Origin of the sequence: Parvularcula sp. LCG005 (genome assembly GCF_032930845.1) — a bacterium.
Lineage (GTDB): Bacteria > Pseudomonadota > Alphaproteobacteria > Caulobacterales > Parvularculaceae > Parvularcula.
On record NZ_CP136758.1, the window covers coordinates 793910 to 812290 of the forward strand.

The following is an 18381-nucleotide window of genomic DNA, read 5'->3' on the forward strand; positions in this document are numbered from 1 at the left end:
CGAGGAACTGTTATTCAGGGAAGTGCCGTGTGCCCCATGGGCCGGCGAGCAGATTTATGACCGTTCTTGGTGAAATCCGGCGGGGCGGCCTGGGCAGAAAAGAGCCAAGACGAATTGGCCTCGTATTCTTCCTCGCATTGTCCTTTTTCATGGTTGTTTTCAGCCTGTACGGCGCGCAGGCGTCCGTGTTTGAAAAGGCGCGCGAAGGCGTGCTCGATTTCTTTGAGCCCGTCCTTTCGGTCGTTGGCGCGCCGGTCCGCTGGGTCAACGATCAGGTCGGCGACGTGCAGGACTATTTCCGGCTGCATGCGGAAAATAAGCGCCTGCAGGAAGAGAACGCCGAACTCAGGATCTGGATGGAAGAGGCGCTGTCGCTTCGTCGGCAGATTTCCTATTACGAGACCATTCTCGAGACCAAACTGCCAGAGCCGGCCACCTTTGTTGACGCCAAGGTGATCGGCGAGAATGCCGGTCCGTACGACCACGCCCTTATCCTCAGTGCCGGTCGCCGCGATGGCGTCAAGACGGGCAGTGCCGTCGTCGATGATGGCGGTCTTCTGGGCCATGTGGTCACCGCCGGTGACGGCGCGGCGCGGGTTCTTCTGTTGACGGACTATAACAGTCGCGTGCCGGTCTTTATTGAAGATCGTGCTGTTGAAGCCCTCCTTGCTGGACGCTCGACCGGGCGCCCGACGCTGGAATATTTTGCCGACTCCGTGGGCGAGCCCCTGACTCCAGGTCTCCGCGTCATCACGTCGGGCGCGGGCGGACGTCTGCCGCGCGGCATCGCGGTGGGTGAGATTGCTGCCGTCAATGACGGGCGCGTCACCGTTTCGCTTTATGCCAATTACCGGACGCCCGACCTCGTCCGTGTCATCGACTATCAGTTCCCGCAGGACGTCGAAGCGCCGGTGGAGACCGCCGAAGGCGATGAAGGCAGCATCGATGGATAGAATGCTGCGCGTGCGACGGGTCCTTGCGACATCGGCGCCGGCCGTTGCCATGCTGGCAGGGATTGTCCTGCTGGTCGTGCCGATCCGTCTGGGGCAGGGCTATATTCCCACGCCGCTGCTCCCGCTCATCATCGTTTTTCTCTATTCGGTCTATGATCCTGATGCACTGCCTGCGCCGGTCGTCTTCGTCCTCGGACTGTTGCATGACCTTTTATATGGCGGCGGCTTTGGCGTCTGGGCCTCGATCTACCTGTCCATGAAGTATCTGGTGCATACGCAACGGGAATATCTGAACGGTCGTGTGCGCCGGGTCATATGGCTCGCTTTTGCCGTCGCATCTGTGACTGTGGGCATTGTCCTGTGGCTGGAACAGTCGCTGCTGGCCGGTCGGTGGGTCGCCCTGTGGCCGCTAGTCTACCAATTCTTCATAACAATTGCCGTTTATCCTCTGGCATCAAGGACATTCTTCTATCTTCGTCGCCGGGCAGCGGGCGAGTTTGAGGCATATTCATGAAGGTCGAACCATTCGATACCCAGCGGCACATGACGTTCACGCGTCGGGCGGCGCTCGCCTCGGGCGGCGTCTTTCTGCTGTTTGGCGGGATCGCAGGTCGGCTCTACGACCTTCAGGTTCGGCGCTATCAGGAATTTGCGGCCAAGGCCGATGACAACCGGTTCAAGCAGCGTATCGTCGTGCCGCTGCGCGGTGAAATCGTCGATCGCTATGGCAATACCATGGCCAGCAACCGGCAGAACTTCCGTGTCCTGCTTGTTCCCGAACAGACCAAAAGCGTCACCGAATCCATTGCGCGGCTGCAGGCCCATATCCCGCTGACCGAAGCCCAGCAGGAACGCCTGCTCAAAGAGGTGCGGGACAAACGGAACCAGCCGTTCGTGCCGATCGAAGTGATCGACAATCTCACATGGGACCAGTTTGTCGCCGTCAATTTTGAGGCGACCAACCTGCCGGGCATCGTGTCCGACGTCGGGCACACACGCTATTACCCCGATGGCGAAGTTGTCGCCCCGATTGTGGGGCATGTGGGATCTGCGGATACTCGCGACCTGGCCAATGCCGAGGATCAGAATGAGAAGCTTCTCTATCTGCAGCCCGGGTTCAAGCTTGGCAAACTCGGCCTTGAATATTCTCACGATACGGAGCTTCGCGGTGAAGCTGGCTCCCAGACGGTGGAGGTTACCGCCGCCGGCCGGGTGATCGAGGAAAACGAGAACCGTGGCCATGCCGCAGAGCAGGGCGATGCCCTTGGCCTGACGATCGATGCCGATCTGCAGCGGGCGGCGCACGATATTCTGGCGGCCGACTACGAGGAGTATCCTGAAGGCACGGACGAGCCTTATCCCGTCACCGCTTCAGCCGTCGTGATGGATGTGGTCACGGGCGATATCATCGTCATGGCCTCAACGCCGGCCTTCGATCCCAATCTGTTCGCGCGGCGGGTCGAGGCTCAGACGCTTCGTGAGCTGAAGGAATCACCGACCAAGCCGCTCCTGTGCAAACCGCTGGCCGGTGCTTATCCGCCGGGCTCGACGTTCAAGTTGCTGACCGGTGTGGCGGCGCAGGAAAACGGAATAGACGCTGACACCCGGTTCTACTGCGGCGGCAGTTTCCGCTTTGGCTCGCACAGCCACAGCTGCTGGAAACGCAGCGGCCATGGCAGCATGAACCTGTCCGACGCGATCAAGAATTCCTGCGACGTGTATTTCTACAATGTCGCGACACGCGTCGATATTGATCACATTGCTGATGTGGCGCGGCGCTTCGGGCTCGGCCAGACATACGATCTTGGCATTTCCGGCGAGGTCCGTGGTACCGTGCCCGACCGAGACTGGAAGCGCGCCTACTATCGCACCCAGCCTGCAAACCAGATGTGGTTTCCGGGTGAGACCCTGTCCGTCGCGATCGGGCAGGGGGCTGTCACCTCGACACCGTTGCAGCTGGCCGTCATGTCCGCCCGCCTGGCCACGGGGCAAGATGTCATGCCGCGGATCGTCCGCGGCGTCGGTAAGGAATTGCAGCCCACGAACGCCTTTGGCGCTGTCGGGATCGACGCCGGGCATCTCGATGTCATCCGTGCGGGTATGGACCGGGTTGTGAACGAGTGGGGCACGGCCGCGCGGTCCAGCCTTAAGCCCGACTGGCGCATGGCCGGCAAGACCGGCACATCACAGGTGCGCAGCCTGCAGATCAATCCAAAGACAGGCCGACCCTTCGGCAATGAAGAGCTGCCCTGGCATCAGCGCGATCACGCGCTCTTCGTGGCCTTCGCGCCGTTTGAATCGCCCCGCTACGCAATTTCGGTTGTCGTCGAACACGGCGGGTCGGGGTCCAAATCTGCCGGTCCGCGGGCACGAGACATCATGCGCGCTGTTCTTGAAAAAGACCCTGCCAATACATCGCGCCATCCGCTGTGGGTGCCCGGTGCCCCGCGCCCGCGGCAACAGGTGGCCAGCGCCAATCTTGGGGGCTGATCCATGTCCACGATCATGCTCTCGGACCAGAATATCGGCGTTCGCGGCCGGTTCATGCGCATACATGTGTTGCTGATCGCGCTCCTTTGCGCGCTCGCCGGTGTCGGTGTGATGACCCTTTATTCGGTGGCGCAGGGCTCCTGGGATCCCTATGCCACCAAGCATCTCGTCCGCTTTGTTGTCGCCCTGTGCGTCCTGCTCGCCGTCGCTGTGACGCCGCTCAAATTCTGGCTGTCAGCGGCCTATCCTGTCTATTTCCTGTCACTGGGTCTTCTGTTCCTTGTGCCGATCATCGGCGACATAAACATGGGCGCCCGGCGCTGGATCTCGATGGGCGGGTTCCAGCTGCAGCCATCGGAGATCATGAAGGTCGCGCTCGTCATGGCGTTGGCGCGCTACTACCACGGGCTGGAATTCAAGAAGGTGTCGACGGTGCTGGGCCTCATCCCGCCCATGGCCATGATCGGTATTCCAGTGGGCCTTGTCTTCATCCAGCCTGATCTGGGGACGGCGATTTTGCTGGCCCTGTCGGGGCTGTTCATTGTTCTGCTGGCAGGCGTGTCCTGGCGCTGGGTCATTCTGGGGATATTCGCGGCCCTGGCGGTCATCGTCTTCGGTATCCAGACGGGGCTGCTCGAAGCCTACCAGATCAAGCGGGTGACGGCGTTTCTGGATCCGACCTGGGATCCGCTCGGCGCGAACTTCCACCCCAACCAGTCCAAGATCGCGATCGGCTCGGGCGGGGTCGAGGGCAAAGGCTATATGGCCGGCACCCAGAGCCAGCTGGGTTTCCTGCCGGAAAAACACACGGACTTCATCTTCACCATCTTCGGCGAGGAGTTTGGCCTGATCGGCGCGCTGGGGCTTCTGACCCTCTATTTTGTGACTTTCAGTGTCGGGATGCGGATTGCCCTTGCCGCCAAGAGCCATTTCGGCCGGCTTCTGGCGATGGGCGTGTCCCTGACGCTCGTCATGTATGTGCTGATCAACACCGGCATGGTCATGGGCCTCGCGCCCGTCGTCGGTGTGCCGCTGCCGCTAGTCTCCTATGGGGGGACAGTGATGCTGTCGATGATGATCGGCTTTGGTTTTGTGATGTCCGTGTGGATCCACCGGCATCAGGATACGTTGCGGACGCCCGGCTGGCGCTAGACGTAGGCCACGAAAAAAGCCCCATTCAAGGGGCCAAGTCGTTCTTCGATTTTCAGTCTCGGCGCTTTATTCGTAGCGGGTCAGCATTTCGTCGATCGCCTGGCGCGTTTCGGCGATGGCATTGGGGATGCCGCTCAACGCATCCTGTGCTTCGGCAAAATTCCCGGCCTTGCCTGCATCCTCGATCACGCGGGCGCGCATGGCGAGCAGGGCCGCCCCGAGATTGGCCGACGATCCTTTGAGGGCATGGCCCAAGGCGGCCACATTGCTGCTGTCATTGGCGGCGATAGCGGCCAGGAGACCTGAGTTGATTTCCGCGGTGGATTCCCAGAATGCCTCAAGGATGGCCCGTACACCATCCACGCCCGCCGCTTCCGCAAGACCACCCAGCTGGCTCTCGTCAATAATATCTGCGTTTCCTACCACTGCCGTCCCCTAAAAATTCTGCCTGAGCACCAAAGTTTTCGCATCGCAACCGCGGCTTCCCGTTTGTGCCCAGTGCCAGAGTATTGCTAAGACATGTAAAAGTTCGGCTAATAACAGCACACCGCTTCGTCTGATTGCGGGGTGGGAAGAGTGGGAAGTCTGTATGTCTGAGTCTGTGAGCGGTTCCGAACAGGAACATTGGTCGGGGAAGGCCGCTTTCATCCTGGCGGCCGTCGGGTCGGCCGTGGGCCTTGGTAACCTTGTCCGATTTCCCTCGGTGGCGGGCAGCGCCGGCGGCGGTGCCTTTGTTCTTGTCTATTTCCTCTGCGTTGTCCTCATCGCGCTACCGGTCCTGATTGCCGAGCTGTTTATCGGCCGGCGCGGGGGCGGATCCGCCGTATCTGCCGTGGCCCGTCTGGCAAAAGCCGAGGGCAACTCGTCCATGTGGTCGCTGTTCTGCTGGATCGGCATGATCGCCAGCTTCATGATCGTGACCTTCTACTCGGTCCTTGCGGGCTGGGTTCTCGATTTTGTTGTGCTGTCATTCTCGGACCTCATGTCGAATATTTCGGCCAATGGCATCGGCGCCATCAGTAATGGTGCTTTCGCCGGTATGGATGACGAGGAGATTACGGGACAGCTGGGGGCCCTCCTCGAAAGTCCGGTGAAGATGATCGTCATGTTGGCCATCTTCAACGTGATTACGGTGTTCATCGTCTCCCGCGGCGTCAAAGGCGGGATCGAAACCGCAGCCAAGGTCATGATGCCGGCGTTCTTCGCCCTGCTTCTAGTGCTGACCGTATTTTCTATTATCAATGGCGATGCCGGATCCGCGCTGAGCTTCCTGTTCAAGCCTGACATGGGCAAGTTCATGGCGACGCTGTCCGACGGGTCGATCCTGCTGCAGGCGGTGGGGCAGGCGTTCTTCTCGCTCAGCCTCGGCTCGGCCATGATGATCACCTACGGTCTCTATATGGGGCGCGATCAGGACCTGCCGGGCTCCGCCCGCATCGTCGCCGTGGCGGATACGTCCGTCGCGCTGATTGCCGGTCTTGCGATCTTCCCGATCGTCTTCGCCGCCGGCCTCAACCCTGATGGCGGCCTGACGCTGCTGTTCAGCACCTTCCCGCTGGCGCTGCACCAGATCCCGTTCGGCGGCGTGCTCGCCATCGCCATCTTCCTGATGACACTGTTCGCCGCGCTCACTTCGGCGATTGCGCTTCTGGAAGTTGCGGTCGCCTTCGCCGATGGGGACCTCAACCTTACCAGGGAACAGCGCAAACGCCGTCGGCTCGTCTGGTCCGTCCTCCTCGGGATACTGATGTTCGTGATTGGCGTTGGTCACGTGCTCTCGCAGGTGCCGACCAGTGTGCAGGACAATTTCTTCAACACATGGACGCCACTCGACTTCATCCCGATGTTCGAGGGCAAGACGTTGCTTGATACCTTCGACAAGCTCAGCGGCGATGTGCTGCTGCCGCTTGGCGGCTTCCTGACGGCGATCTTTGCCGGTTGGGTGATGTCCTCATCCTCGGCGCGTGAAGAAATCCGCTTCAATTCCGAGCGGACCTTCCGGATCTGGCGCTTCCTCGTGCGGTGGGTGTGTCCGCTGTTTGTGGGTCTCGTACTGATCTATGCCGTCATCGTGGCCCCGCTGCGCGCCCAGATGGAAGCGCGCGGCTCTGACGCCAAGCAAACCATTGAGGAAATGGCGGCGCCTAAAGACTGACCTTGAAGCGCAGCGCGCGACGGCTCAGTCGCGCGCTGCAAATCTGTCTGTGGCTTCCATCAGAATACTGACAATACCGTCCTCGCTGGCAGCATGGCCGGCATCGGGGACCACCTTCAGCTCCGCATCGGGCCATTGGCGCGCAAGGTCCCAGGCGGTTTTCATCGGCGTCACCACGTCGTAGCGCCCTTGGGCGATCACGCCCGGAATGCCCTCGAGCCGATGGGCATTGTTGATGATCCAGCCATCTTCTTCAAAGAAACCGCCATTCACGAAATAATGGCATTCGATCCGCGCAAAGGCAGTCGCGAACTGGTCACCAGCAAAGCTCTGCACCCGGTCGACTGAGGGCAGAAGCGACACGGTCGTCCCTTCCCACACGGACCAGGCTTTGGCCGCCTGCAGTTTTGCCGCCGGGTCATCGCCGGTCAGACGGCGGTAATAGGCAGCCATCAGGTCATCGCGCTCGGCGACCGGAATCGGCGCCAGATAATCCTCCCACGCATCCGGGTAGATCCAGCTCGCGCCCTCCTGGTAGAACCATAAAAGCTCGGACCGGCGCAGGGTGAAAATGCCGCGGAGCACGAGTTCGGAGACACGTGAGGGGTGGGTGAGGGCATAGGCGAGTGCCAGTGTCGATCCCCACGACCCGCCAAACATTTGCCACCGTTCCACGCCCAATTGCTCCCGCAACTGCTCCATGTCGCGAATCAGGTCCCAGGTCGTATTCTCGCGCAGCTCTGCATGAGGCGTCGAACGGCCACAGCCGCGCTGATCGAAAACCACAATGCGATAACGCTCAGGATCAAAAAACCGCCGCATGGAGGGGGTTGATCCACCGCCTGGCCCGCCATGGCACACCACGACGGGCTTGCCATTGGGGTTGCCGCAGACCTCATAATAGATCTCGTGGATCGCTGATACTTTCAGGCGGCCGCGTTCATAGGGGTCGATCGGCGGGTAGAGGTTAAATTTCGTCATGTGTCTCGAGAAAGGCTTTGTCTGCGCGGCAAGTGTGATAGGGTTTAGAGACGGTTGCAAAATCCACAAGAAGCCATTGGCTCAGGTTGGACAAACTTTAAGACGGGTCATGTTGGATGTGCCGGGCAGGACACCGAACCAATGGCCGGGGCATAAGGTAGGGGCTATGAGTCTGGCGCTGCGTGTGAAGCGACCTGTTTTTACCATTTTGTGTGGCTTGTCACTGACGGCGTGTGCCTCTGTGAAGGTGTCCATGCCCGGATTTGCCGGCGAGGAATCTCAGGCCCCCGTAGCGCATTCCGAACGAATTGCTCTTAATGACGCGGCCAGTGCGCTGGCCGACCAGCCCTGGGGCAAGGTCGAAGATAGCGGTCTCGTCACTGTCCTTTTCGGCCGCCTGAAGGAGACAGAAGAAGACCGCGTCCTCGACCAGTATATAAGCCGAATCCGTACCTTTAACGCTGATCCCGTGACGGCCGTTATCGCCGATGCAGACAGCTCGCTCGCCCAGGCCCGCCGCGTGGCGGAAGCCGGTCGGCAGGCGGTGAATTCGATGCAGCCCGTCGCGTCCGATATCTCGACACTCGAAGACGCGATCAGCGAAGCCCGCGAATGTCGCAAGATGTATGTGCGTGCGCTGCAGCTTCTGCAGAAAGACGGCGCTGCGATCAGCGAATCGGATGTCGACATGATCCGTGACGCCTTCACCCAGACAATTGCCGATATCGGTCAGACCGCCGACGTGGTCGCCGATCGTGTGGCACTGGGTGAGAACAAGGATCGTCTGGCCCTGCCCACGACGGATCCGGTGGGCGGCAGCGATACTTACGACTGATAGTCGACGGCGACCTCAGGCGTCGCCAAGATCCCGCGCGACGGCGCGGACAATCAGGTCAATCTGTGCCCAGACTTCATCCTGCGTTCCCGAAAGCCCTGTCGGCCCGACCGAAATGGTGATGATGCCGTGAACCGCGGCCCACAAGGCTTTGGTCAAGGTGCGGTGCTTGGGGCTGTCCACATGTCCCTTGGCTTCGACAATCACACTCTCCAGCACCTCGAACAGCGCGCGCTGTTTCTCCAGATACCAGACCGGCACTTGTGACTTGCCGCGGCGGTTGAAGGCGAGAACCGCGCTCCACAGATCCTGCCGGTCTACGACAAAGTTCAGATAGGCGCGCCCCAGCGCCAGCAGCTGGTCTGTCGTCGACAGATTTTCTCTTCGCGCCTGTTCGCGCGCCGCGCTGATGATCTCGAGCAATTCGTCATAGACCTGCCCCCCGACGTGGAAGAGCAGCTCATCCAGGTGACCAAACAAATTGTAGACGGTCCCGACCGATACTCCCATTCGAACTGCGAGCACGCGCGCCTTGACCTGTTCGGGGCCCCCCTCGATGAGCAGGGCACGCGCCTCATCCAGCGCACTCGCTCTGAGGTCCTCTGTCGTCCGGCGGGGAGATGTCGTTCTGGCCATAGGCTCTTTTGCCCGGTTTGCGCCTTCCGAACAAGGTTCAATATTTGATCAGCCATTGCTCCCGCGCCCAAGTTGCGAGAGAGACGCGGCACGACGGCAGGAACGACCCAAGTGACAGATCATCAGCGCGACCAACCGCAAGGGCGGTACAATGTCCGGTGGACGCCGCTCAAGGGATTTGTGGCGCTTTATGCCGGTCAATATCTCTTCCTCGGCATGCAGCTGCCATTTTTCCCGGGCTGGCTGGATGAGCGGGGCTTTTCGGCGGCTTCGATTGGCTGGCTGACCGGCGGGGCACTTTGCCTTCGTTTACTGTTTGCGCCGGCCTTTGCCTACCGCCTTGAAAGTCTGGCGGACCCTCGAACCGGGATGCGCGGCGTGACCGCGCTCTTGGCCCTGCTGGCGCTTTGCCTGCTGACACCTGTCCCCAATAGCGTCGTGGCCGTGGCCGCGATTGGCATGCTGTTCCTGTATGGTCTGCTTGTCCCATTGTCCGACACCGCCGTTTTGCGTGCGGATCGGCGGGGTGAGCTCGCCTATGGCCGGGCTCGGGGCATGGGGTCGTTCTTCTTCATCGTCGCGAATCTCCTGGGCGGCTGGGCGATCAGTCAGGGCGGCGACAATGTCATCGTGCTCTGGATGGCTGCCGCAGCACTCAGCGCCTTTATCGCCACACTGTTTCTGCCGCGCGAGAAGGGGGCCGGGACAGGCGCCGATCGACCTCGGCCGTCTCTGGCGCTGGCGGCCAAGCTCTTCCGCTCCCGCTCATTCCTGCTGATGCTGTTTGCCAGCGGGCTGATCCAGGGATCTCACGCGACCTATTACACCTTCTCTGAGCTGCACTGGTCGGCGCTTGGCTATCCCAGCTATCTCATCGGCGCCCTGTGGACGACGGGGGTCGTGACCGAGATTGCGCTCCTGTTCTACATGAAGCCTCTGGTGACGCGGCTTGGGCCTGTCGCGCTGATCGGCGCGGGGGCCGTGGCGGCCATCATCCGCTGGCCGATTGCGGGGCTGTCCCCGCCCTTGGCCGTCCTGTTCGTCATCCAGACCCTGCACGCCCTGACCTTCGCGGCAACCTATGCCGGAACAATCGAATTTATCGGCCGCGCTGTGCCCGACGAGTACCGCACGACGGCGATGACCATCGTCGCGTCGCTGGGCATCGGGGCGGTCACGGGCCTCGCAGCCGTGGTAGCGGGCCAGATGTTCAGCGCCGAGGCGCCGTTGTATGCTTACCTGCTGATGTCGGGAATGGGCGGGGCCGCGCTGATCCTGACCGTCCTTCTGGGGCGCCGCTGGGACGGCGGCCCCCTTCATGCGGTTGCGCAGGACTAGAGGACGATGACGTCCGCAGGATCTTTCAGCGGCGTGCCATCGGTGCGGGCCGCGGTCAGCCGGTCATCGAACAGCTGGATATAGGCATCGGGCACCCCCGGAATGCCGCGCAGGCGCTGCAGCTGCACCGTGGTGGCCGCCAGATCGCCATTGCGCCAGGAGAGGACGAGCTCCCGCTGCGTGTCAGCCAGTTGCCGGAAGGCTTTGGAAGCTTTCAGGAACGGGTTGCCGACCAGACCGTACACGGTCCGCACGGGCGCTTCGGGGCCGGTCTTGACGATGTCGAGATCAAGAAACGCATAGTGATGGCGCAGAGCATCGAACACGACATCGTCGGCAATAATGGCAGGACCATATTGGCCCGCACGCTGGCGCAGGGCGCTGGCCAGCCGGACAGATTCACCGATGACGGAATATCGGTTGCGGTTGCCGCGGCCGACCGGGCCAGCGAAGCTTTCCGCTGATGCCAGGCCGATTTCCAGCGAGCCTTCGGCAAAGCCGTCATCGACCGAGCCGGCCGCTTCGCCCGCAAAGGCCGCGGTCTGAACGTTCTCGGACAGCGTGTTGACGTCGTCGATCATTTTCAGCGCGCAGGCGCAGGCTTTCTCGATCGGGCCAGAGATCTCATCGGGCACGTTCCAGTAGCCGAGCAGCCGGCCATCCTCACCAAAATCCACGGTCCCGCCATGGGCGAGAATGGTGCGTCGCAGGGCATCATTGGCGGAGGCCGTAAAGCGAATGAAATCGTCCGGACGCCCCTCAAACCGGCGCACGACAGCCTGAGGCAGGCGCAGGGCACAGGACAGGACCGTGATCTCCCGGCGGACACCGCGCAGAAGGACAGCGCCGCCGCGTGACTGCAGCTTGCTCATGGAGGATTGCGGCAGGGCGCCGTGGAAGGCGCCGCGCGTGAAATCATCCCGCACAAGCATATTCGCGATGACGGCCACGAGAACGGCCAGCGGCATGCCAACAGCACCGTAAATCATCGGGATCGGATCAATGAGCAGGGCCGACTGGGCGAAGGCCATGTAGCAGGCGGCAAAGCTGCCTATCGCCAGAGCAACGCTGATGGCAGCGGCGGTGCTGTGACGCAGGTAAAGTGCCGCGCCAATCGTGATGGCGCCGATGAAAAGCGCCCCCAGCGCCTCCACAAGAACGGTCCAACCGGGGCGCCGGGGGACCGCGCCCATCTTCATCTGCTCGGCGAACTGGCCGTGAATGGCGTTGATCGACATCCGACCACGGGCGGTTTTGACATCGGGACGCGTGGCAGACGTTTCGCCGACAAAGACGATCTTGTCGCGCAAAGGCTGGGTCCATGAACCGTCACCCTGCAGAACGCGCCAGGCCGGTACGCTGGGCAGATCGGTCTCAGGGGGCAGCCAGAGGCGGCCGGTCGCGGCGCGCTGAAGGGGGATGAACTGTTCGCCAAGACGGATCGCTGAGGGTGGTGAGCCGCCGGACTGCAGACTGCCAGACGAGGGCGTGACCTCGATCGTGTCGCCTGCCAGGATCCATCCGGCGAGGGCGGCAGATGGCACGGGCCGTTCTTCAACGGACCAGAGGACCGGCACGCGGCGGACGTGACCATCACCATCGACGGGCAGGGCGCTGACCGACAGAAGGGCGGTCTCGCTGAGCCCCGCATCGACCGTGTCATAAAGCGGTGCAGCGAGAAGCGCGAGGAAGCCATTGCCAGCTTCTGTCCTCAGGCTGATCCAGTCTTTGGGTTGGGTGTCGGCGCGCTGCCAGTCGGTCCGGCGGGCCGGTGTCTGACCCACCGACAGGGCAGTCGGGAAATTCAGCGCAGCAGCGGCAAGACCGGCATTATTGGTCGGCAATTGTGCAATTTCGTGCAGCGCATCGGCACGATCCCCGACATTTTGCCAGTAGCGGGCGACCACTTCGGGGGATAGGGGATCCTGTCCTTCAATCGGCACGGTCAGGACAACGGCCTTCGCGCCTGCCTCTTCTGCCGCATTGACGATGCCGGCATACGCGGTACGAGGCCATGGCCATGGCCCGATCCGTTCAAGGCTCTCCTCGTCGATTTCGATGAGCACAACGTCATGTGACACCGGAGCTATTCTTGGTTTAGCTCTTGAATATAAATCGAAAATGGCCTCGCGCGAATCGACCTTGGTCGACTGGGCTGTGGTGAGGGTATGCGCGACGACGGCCAGCAATAACAGAGCGGGCGCCGCCAGCAGATACCGTAATCGTTGCTGGAGCCGTTGTTGGAACATGCCCGACCCTTAAATAGACCAGGTTAACAGGAAGCGAGTGCCTGCCACACTCTTGCATCAGAGACGAGCGGAATTCGCGTGAACTGACAAGCCTTCACCGGCGATTCAGCCTTCTGTGTCATGGTCAACGAAAGGTTTGCGGCATCTGGCGTCGTTAAAATCGAAAAGGACAGGCTCGCGTACATGGGCGTAGCAAGTTTTGAGAGTGCGGAGAACGGCGAAGCCCTTCGGCTGATCGCCCGTGGCGCGTGGACGCTCGAGGATGGTTTGGCCAGCCTCGACCGGCGCCTGCGGGAGTTTACGGCCACGACCATGGACCGCCCGCTCAGCATCGACATGTCTGAGGTCGAACGTCTCGATACCGTTGGCGCCATGATGCTGCAGCGGGTGATGCGCGCCTGCGGCGAGCGTGCTGAGTCCACCGACCTTCTCCTTGGCTTTCGCGGCACGACACCGCGTCAGGAGCAGTTGCTGATCCGCGCCGGTGAGAACATGACGCCGTGCGATTTCGACGGCCCCCACCGGAAATCGTTTCTGTTGATGCTGGAGCGTCTGGGCCGCGGTACGGTTCACGCCGGTAATGACGCCCTGAGTATTCTGAGCTTTGTCGGCGCGGTCACCGCGCGACTTGGCGGGACATTCACCCATCCCCAGCGTTTTCGCCTGACCCCCATGGTGCACCACATGGAGGAGGCCGGTCTCGACGCCACGCCAATCGTCGGGCTGATGTCGTTCCTCATCGGTGCTGTCGTTGCCTTCATGGGCGCCAGGGTTCTGGCCAGTTTCGGGGCCTCCGTCTTCACTGTCGAACTCGTCGGCATCGCGGTTTTGCGCGAATTTGGCGTTCTTCTGACCGCCATCCTCGTGGCTGGCCGCTCAGGCAGCGCGTTCACGGCCCAGATCGGGTCGATGAAACTGCGCGAGGAAATTGACGCCATGGAAGTCATGGGGATCCATCCCCTCGACGCCCTCGTTGTGCCGCGCACGCTTGCCCTCATGCTGACCCTGCCGGTGCTCGCCTTTATCGCCTCGTTCCTGGGCGTGCTGGGCGGCGGTGTCGTCGGATGGTTGGCACTGGATATTCCGCCCACGCTATTTATGGCCCGGATGCAGGAGATCGTCGTCGTCTCCAACCTGATGGTTGGTCTCGTCAAGGCGCCGTTCTTCGCTTTCGCGATCGCTGTTGTGGGCTGTTATCATGGGATGCAGGTGGCCAATTCTGCTGAGGATCTTGGCCGTCGTACCACCATGTCCGTCGTCCAGTCGCTGTTCCTCGTTATTCTGATCGATGCGCTGTTCGCCATGTTCTTCCTGGAGCTGGGCATATGAGCGATACCCAAGATCAGAAAGAAATCGTCATCAAGGTGAGGGGCCTGGTGAACCAGTTCGGTCACCAGCGCGTCCACGACAATCTGGACCTCGATGTCTATCGCGGTGAGATCATTGGCGTCGTTGGCGGTTCGGGGACAGGTAAATCCGTCCTGATGCGGTCGATCGTCGGCCTGCGTCGTCCGCAGCACGGATCAATCGAGCTGCTCGGCCACGACATGATGAATATCAAGGACAAGGACCGCGCGGCGCTCAATCAGGATATCGGGCTTCTGTTTCAGGATGGCGCGCTGTTCTCCTCCATGACGGTGGCCCAGAACGTGATGGCCCCCTTGCGGGAGCATCTCGATATCTCGGATGCGCTGGCTGAAGAAGTGGCCGCGCTAAAGATCTCTCTTGCCGGGCTCGATCCATCTGCAGGGTCGAAATACCCGTCCGAGCTTTCAGGCGGCATGCGCAAGCGGGCAGCCCTGGCTCGGGCCATTGCGCTCGACCCGGAGATCATTTTTCTTGATGAGCCTACCGCCGGCCTCGACCCAATCGGCGCGTCCAATTTCGATGAGCTCATCATCGGCTTGCGGGATGCCCTCGGCCTGACCGTGTTCATGATTACCCACGACCTCGACAGCCTTTACCGGGACTGTGACCGTGTCGCCGTTCTGGCCGAGAAAAAGGTGATCGTGGCGGGACCGATCGACGAGGTCAGGCAATACGACCACCCTTGGGTCGAAGAATATTTCAGTGGCCCTCGTGGCCGTGCAGCCCTGTCGTCTATCGGTGGCAGAGCAACCAGTAACCCGCGCCCTGAATTGGGCGGGGCTTTGGAGTAGAAACCATGGAAACCCGTGCGCATTACGTCCTTATCGGCGCCTTCATGCTCGGCGGCATCCTGCTCGCCGTCCTGTTCACCCTCTGGCTGGGCAGTGTGGAGCGCGACTATGATGAATACGAGATCGTCTTCCGGCAGAAGATTTCCGGTCTGCAGGAAGGGGCCAACGTGCTCTTCAACGGCATCCGGGTCGGTGAGGTGACGGACCTCCGAATTGACCGAAACGATCCCAACCGCTCCATCGCGATTGTGCAGGTGGAAGAGGGCACGCCGGTGAAAACAGACACCAAGGTCGAGCTCGAGCTTGTTGGTGTGACCGGTCTGGCTGTCGTCCAGTTCAACGGCGGCTCCTCCCAACAGCCCCTTCTCAAATCCGTGTCCAGTACGGACCGTCCGGTCATGGAAGCGGACGTCTCGGGCATCGCTGCCGTCATCGAATCGTCCGGCGACATTGCCCTCAACGTCTCCCGCCTGTTGAGCCAGGAGAACGCCGAGGCCGTTACGCGCATTCTGGCGGATATTGAATCCGTGACCGACGTCATCTCCGACAAGGAAACCGAGATCAGCGTCCTGATCGATAATCTGAGCGTGGCCTCGGGCTCCATCCGCCAGTCCGCTGAGCGCCTCGACGCGACGATCTCGTCCTTCCAGAGCACGGCAGCGACCGTCGATACGATGGTGAAAGAGGATGCCCAGGCGCTACTCGACCAGCTTGGCGGAACCGCCGATGAAATCCATGCAATGGTGACCGAGGTCAACGATATCATCGCAGACAACCGGCCTGCCATTGACGCCTTTGCTCAGGAAGGGCTTGGTGCCGCGATGGGCGTTATTACACGCGCCAACCGGCTGGTGAATACGACAGAAGCCATCCTGCTCGAATTTGACCGCGACCCGACCCGTTTCCTCATCGGCGAAGGCCGTCCGACATCCAATTAAGGAGAGTCAGTCCATGACCTCGACCTATCTTCGTGTCCTGCCGCTTGCCCTGTTGCTGACCGGATGTGTGTCCCTTCTGCCCAAGGCAGGGGATCTGCCGCCCCGTCTGGCGCTCAATGCCGGGGAGCCTGCAACGGGCGAGCTGACCCCAGCAATCAATGCGACCCTGGTTGTTGGCGATCCTGACTCGGCGTCCGCCTACAACACGTTCCTCGTGGCCATCGCTCGGGGGCCCTATGAAATCCAGTATATCGAAAATGCGCAGTGGACGGACCGCGTGCCGGTGCTCGTCCGCCGCTTCATCGAACAGCGTTTTGAGAACCGGGCTCTGTTCACCGCCGTGGGGGATCGGGTCGATCTGCCCGTCTCAGATTTTGAGCTGCAGACGGACATTCGCAGTTTTGAAATCGATGAGACATCGGATCAGCCCTTCGCGCGCGTTACGCTCGGGGCCAAGCTGATTGACCGGCGCAAGAAGGTGCTGGGAACGAAGATCTTCTCTGAGCGCGTGCCGGTTCGATCCGCGGAACTTGGCGATCGCATCGACGCCCTGAACGAGGCGGCGACAGCGACGGCCGATGATCTGATCGAATGGACAGAGCGTCTTACGACTACAGCCACCAGCCCGTAAGCCGGTGGCATCAGATCTCAGGAAAAGTGGCCTACCGCACTGCCGGTCAGGACATAGAGACGGCCGATCGGCGCACTGAGATAGCTCTCAATCGCGGCTTCGCCGTCTTCATCGGCAGACAGCGGTTCGAGCAGGGTATCGAAATCATTCAGATACTCCGCAACGCGTTGCTTGAAGACCGGGTTGTTCACAACCTGCTCTGTGGCCGCGCTCTTCAGCTCTTCCGTATCGCCGGCGACGAGAAGGCGGGCAAAGATCTGGCGTTCGCCGCGCTCATACCGATCCAGCTGATCATGGGTCGGCTCCTGCACAAGTTGCGTGTACATCACGAGAGAGAAATTGTGGATGCGGCTGATCAGACGGTCCATCTCATCGGGCAGGTCTGATTGCGCTGACGGCTTGGGTGCCGCGGCCTTGGCGGACGCGGCGGCTTTCTCTGCCTGCACGGCCTGCTCAACGGCGGGCGACAATGGCTTCGGCGCGGCAGGCTTTGGTGGTGTCGGTTTCGGCGCTGCGGGTTGCGGTGCCGGGGCTGCGGCTTTCGCGACCGGTGCGGGCTTGGCGGCAGCAGGGGCGACAGGTGCCGCCGCGCGCTGCGGTGCGACCGTTGCATCGTCCTGGCCGGGCAGGGCCTCTTCGACGGTGGCCAGAATATCGCGCCAGGCGAGGCGACGACGATTGGCACCCACCGCCGTTTCATTCTCTGGCGCCGGTGCTTCATTGCGCGACGGGGTCGCCGACATCCGGCCAGCCTGTTCAGTCACAATCTTGGCGAGCCGATCGGCCCGTTTGCGCTGATCCTTGATCAGGGCTTCAAGCCGCGCGGACTGTTCGGCCAGCTCTGTCTGGACGGTCGACAGGCGCTTTGCGTTCTCATCAATGCGGTTGGCGATCGCACTCTGGCGTTCGGTCGCTTCCGCATTGGCGCTGGTCAGGTTCTCGCTGCGATCTTCCATGGCGGAGGCGAGCTGCTCAAACCGGTCCAGCGATTTGGCGGACACGGCTTCGAGCCGCTGCAGCTGGCTGCTCAGCTCCCGTTCCTTGTCGACGATGCGGGCTTCATAGCTGCCCTGTTCAGCCGCCGACATGTTGGAGCGTTCAGCGATTTTCTCGGCGAAGCGTTCAGCTTCCTGATTCATCTCTTCGGCCAGATCCATCAGGGCCCGGCGCTCTTTTTCAAGGCGCTCGGTGCTCTTGACCGTACCGCTCTCCAGCGCGCTGCTGGCGTTGTCGATGGCGCGCACCTGCTGGCGGATCAGGCTTTCCGCTTCGGCCAGGCGACCGATCGCTGTGTCGATTTCGGCGTTCAGGGCGCTGATCTGGGCGCGTGCGGCGGCGGATTGCGGGAAGGCGGAGCCTTCGCCCATGCCACTGAATGTCTTGTGCAGGCGCTGGGCTGCAGCTTCCAGCCGGGCACCGGCGGAGACGGCATAGCCCGCTCCAAGAATAAGGGCTGCGCTGCTGATCGCCAGCAGGAAGACCTCACCGGAATAGCCAAGGCGTATTGCAAAGGTGCCGGTCGTGGCCTGATGCACCATGGTCGTGCCAATCGGCCATGCCACAAGCCATGCGATCAGGAGCCCGCCGGCAAGGATTTTCGTTGCCGTCCAGATTTGTTTTGCAGAAGCTGAATTCACCCGTTGATCACCGGTGTTTTGATCCTCATCAGAAGCGACAGCAGGCGTTGCGGCCCCTGGCCGTACGGCAGATAAAGGCACGACATTACGCGCCGCCCCAAGGGCGTCAGACAGTTTGTACGTGCGTTTTTCTTCAGCCGCCATTGCGCTCTCCTTCGCCCCCTCAAGATCGCCCTACACCGATTATGCGGCGCCCGTCATCCCGTGTTTCCACGTGAGTTGTGCTG

16 protein-coding genes are annotated in these 18381 nt (G+C 61.5%); 11 read left to right on the forward strand and 5 right to left on the reverse strand.

Features of this window, described 5'->3' with window-relative positions; all coding sequences use genetic code 11:
- Positions 1 to 56: 56 nt before the first annotated feature.
- Genes mreC through rodA form a run of 4 tightly spaced genes read left to right on the forward strand, consistent with a single transcriptional unit; the run spans position 57 to position 4595 of the window.
- Entirely contained in the window at positions 57 to 953 is an 897-nt protein-coding gene (mreC, locus tag RUI03_RS03720) for a rod shape-determining protein MreC (protein WP_317288944.1), read from the forward strand.
- Positions 946 to 1467 carry a rod shape-determining protein MreD gene (mreD, locus tag RUI03_RS03725; RefSeq protein WP_317288945.1) on the forward strand — a complete coding sequence of 174 codons (522 nt, stop codon included), beginning with the start codon at positions 946 to 948 and terminating at the stop codon, positions 1465 to 1467. Before mreC ends, mreD begins: the two co-directional genes overlap by 8 nt.
- Positions 1464 to 3443: a penicillin-binding protein 2 gene (mrdA, locus tag RUI03_RS03730; RefSeq protein WP_317288946.1), complete on the forward strand. Its 1980-nt coding sequence runs from the start codon at positions 1464 to 1466 to the stop codon at positions 3441 to 3443. Before mreD ends, mrdA begins: the two co-directional genes overlap by 4 nt.
- Before the next feature lie 3 nt (positions 3444 to 3446).
- Positions 3447 to 4595: a rod shape-determining protein RodA gene (gene rodA / locus RUI03_RS03735; protein WP_317288947.1), complete on the forward strand. Its 1149-nt coding sequence runs from the start codon at positions 3447 to 3449 to the stop codon at positions 4593 to 4595.
- 66 nt (positions 4596 to 4661) lie between these two features.
- Here the strand turns inward: rodA and RUI03_RS03740 are convergent, their stop codons facing one another.
- Positions 4662 to 5021: an Hpt domain-containing protein gene (locus tag RUI03_RS03740; RefSeq protein WP_317288948.1), complete on the reverse strand. Its 360-nt coding sequence runs from the start codon at positions 5019 to 5021 to the stop codon at positions 4662 to 4664.
- A 163-nt stretch (positions 5022 to 5184) separates the two neighbouring features.
- Between RUI03_RS03740 and RUI03_RS03745 the strand changes: the two genes are divergently transcribed.
- A complete protein-coding gene (locus RUI03_RS03745) occupies positions 5185 to 6750 on the forward strand; it encodes a sodium-dependent transporter (RefSeq protein WP_317288949.1) in 1566 nt (521 codons plus the stop codon).
- A 24-nt stretch (positions 6751 to 6774) separates the two neighbouring features.
- On the opposite strand, the gene pip is transcribed toward RUI03_RS03745, so the two are convergent.
- Positions 6775 to 7731 carry a prolyl aminopeptidase gene (gene pip, locus RUI03_RS03750; RefSeq protein ID WP_317288950.1) on the reverse strand — a complete coding sequence of 319 codons (957 nt, stop codon included), beginning with the start codon at positions 7729 to 7731 and terminating at the stop codon, positions 6775 to 6777.
- 253 nt (positions 7732 to 7984) lie between these two features.
- Here pip and RUI03_RS03755 point away from each other — a divergent pair, with 253 nt between their 5' ends.
- A complete protein-coding gene (locus RUI03_RS03755) occupies positions 7985 to 8566 on the forward strand; it encodes a hypothetical protein (protein ID WP_317288951.1) in 582 nt (193 codons plus the stop codon).
- Between the two features lie 15 nt (positions 8567 to 8581).
- On the opposite strand, the gene RUI03_RS03760 is transcribed toward RUI03_RS03755, so the two are convergent.
- Positions 8582 to 9202: a TetR/AcrR family transcriptional regulator gene (locus tag RUI03_RS03760; protein WP_317288952.1), complete on the reverse strand. Its 621-nt coding sequence runs from the start codon at positions 9200 to 9202 to the stop codon at positions 8582 to 8584.
- 111 nt (positions 9203 to 9313) lie between these two features.
- Here RUI03_RS03760 and RUI03_RS03765 point away from each other — a divergent pair, with 111 nt between their 5' ends.
- Positions 9314 to 10540, forward strand: a complete 1227-nt coding sequence (locus tag RUI03_RS03765; protein ID WP_317288953.1) for an MFS transporter — start codon at positions 9314 to 9316, stop codon at positions 10538 to 10540.
- On the opposite strand, the gene RUI03_RS03770 is transcribed toward RUI03_RS03765, so the two are convergent.
- Entirely contained in the window at positions 10537 to 12789 is a 2253-nt protein-coding gene (locus RUI03_RS03770; protein ID WP_317288954.1) for a CHASE2 domain-containing protein, read from the reverse strand. The genes RUI03_RS03765 and RUI03_RS03770 overlap by 4 nt on opposite strands.
- A 183-nt stretch (positions 12790 to 12972) precedes the next feature.
- Here RUI03_RS03770 and RUI03_RS03775 point away from each other — a divergent pair, with 183 nt between their 5' ends.
- The 4 genes from RUI03_RS03775 to RUI03_RS03790 are packed head-to-tail and all read left to right on the forward strand — an operon-like array spanning position 12973 to position 16517.
- The gene (locus RUI03_RS03775; RefSeq protein ID WP_317288955.1) at positions 12973 to 14118 is read left to right on the forward strand and encodes an ABC transporter permease; all 1146 of its coding nucleotides are present in this window, start codon (positions 12973 to 12975) and stop codon (positions 14116 to 14118) included.
- Positions 14115 to 14948, forward strand: coding sequence for an ABC transporter ATP-binding protein (locus RUI03_RS03780; protein WP_317288956.1), 834 nt, complete (start codon positions 14115 to 14117; stop codon positions 14946 to 14948). The genes RUI03_RS03775 and RUI03_RS03780 overlap by 4 nt, the downstream gene beginning before the upstream one ends.
- Positions 14949 to 14953: 5 nt before the next feature.
- Entirely contained in the window at positions 14954 to 15886 is a 933-nt protein-coding gene (locus RUI03_RS03785) for an MlaD family protein (RefSeq protein ID WP_317288957.1), read from the forward strand.
- Between the two features lie 13 nt (positions 15887 to 15899).
- Positions 15900 to 16517, forward strand: a complete 618-nt coding sequence (locus tag RUI03_RS03790) for an ABC-type transport auxiliary lipoprotein family protein (RefSeq protein WP_317288958.1) — start codon at positions 15900 to 15902, stop codon at positions 16515 to 16517.
- A 17-nt stretch (positions 16518 to 16534) separates the two neighbouring features.
- On the opposite strand, the gene RUI03_RS03795 is transcribed toward RUI03_RS03790, so the two are convergent.
- Complete coding sequence (locus tag RUI03_RS03795) at positions 16535 to 18298, reverse strand: hypothetical protein (RefSeq protein WP_317288959.1); 1764 nt, start codon at positions 18296 to 18298, stop codon at positions 16535 to 16537.
- Between the last annotated feature and the right edge of the window lie 83 nt (positions 18299 to 18381).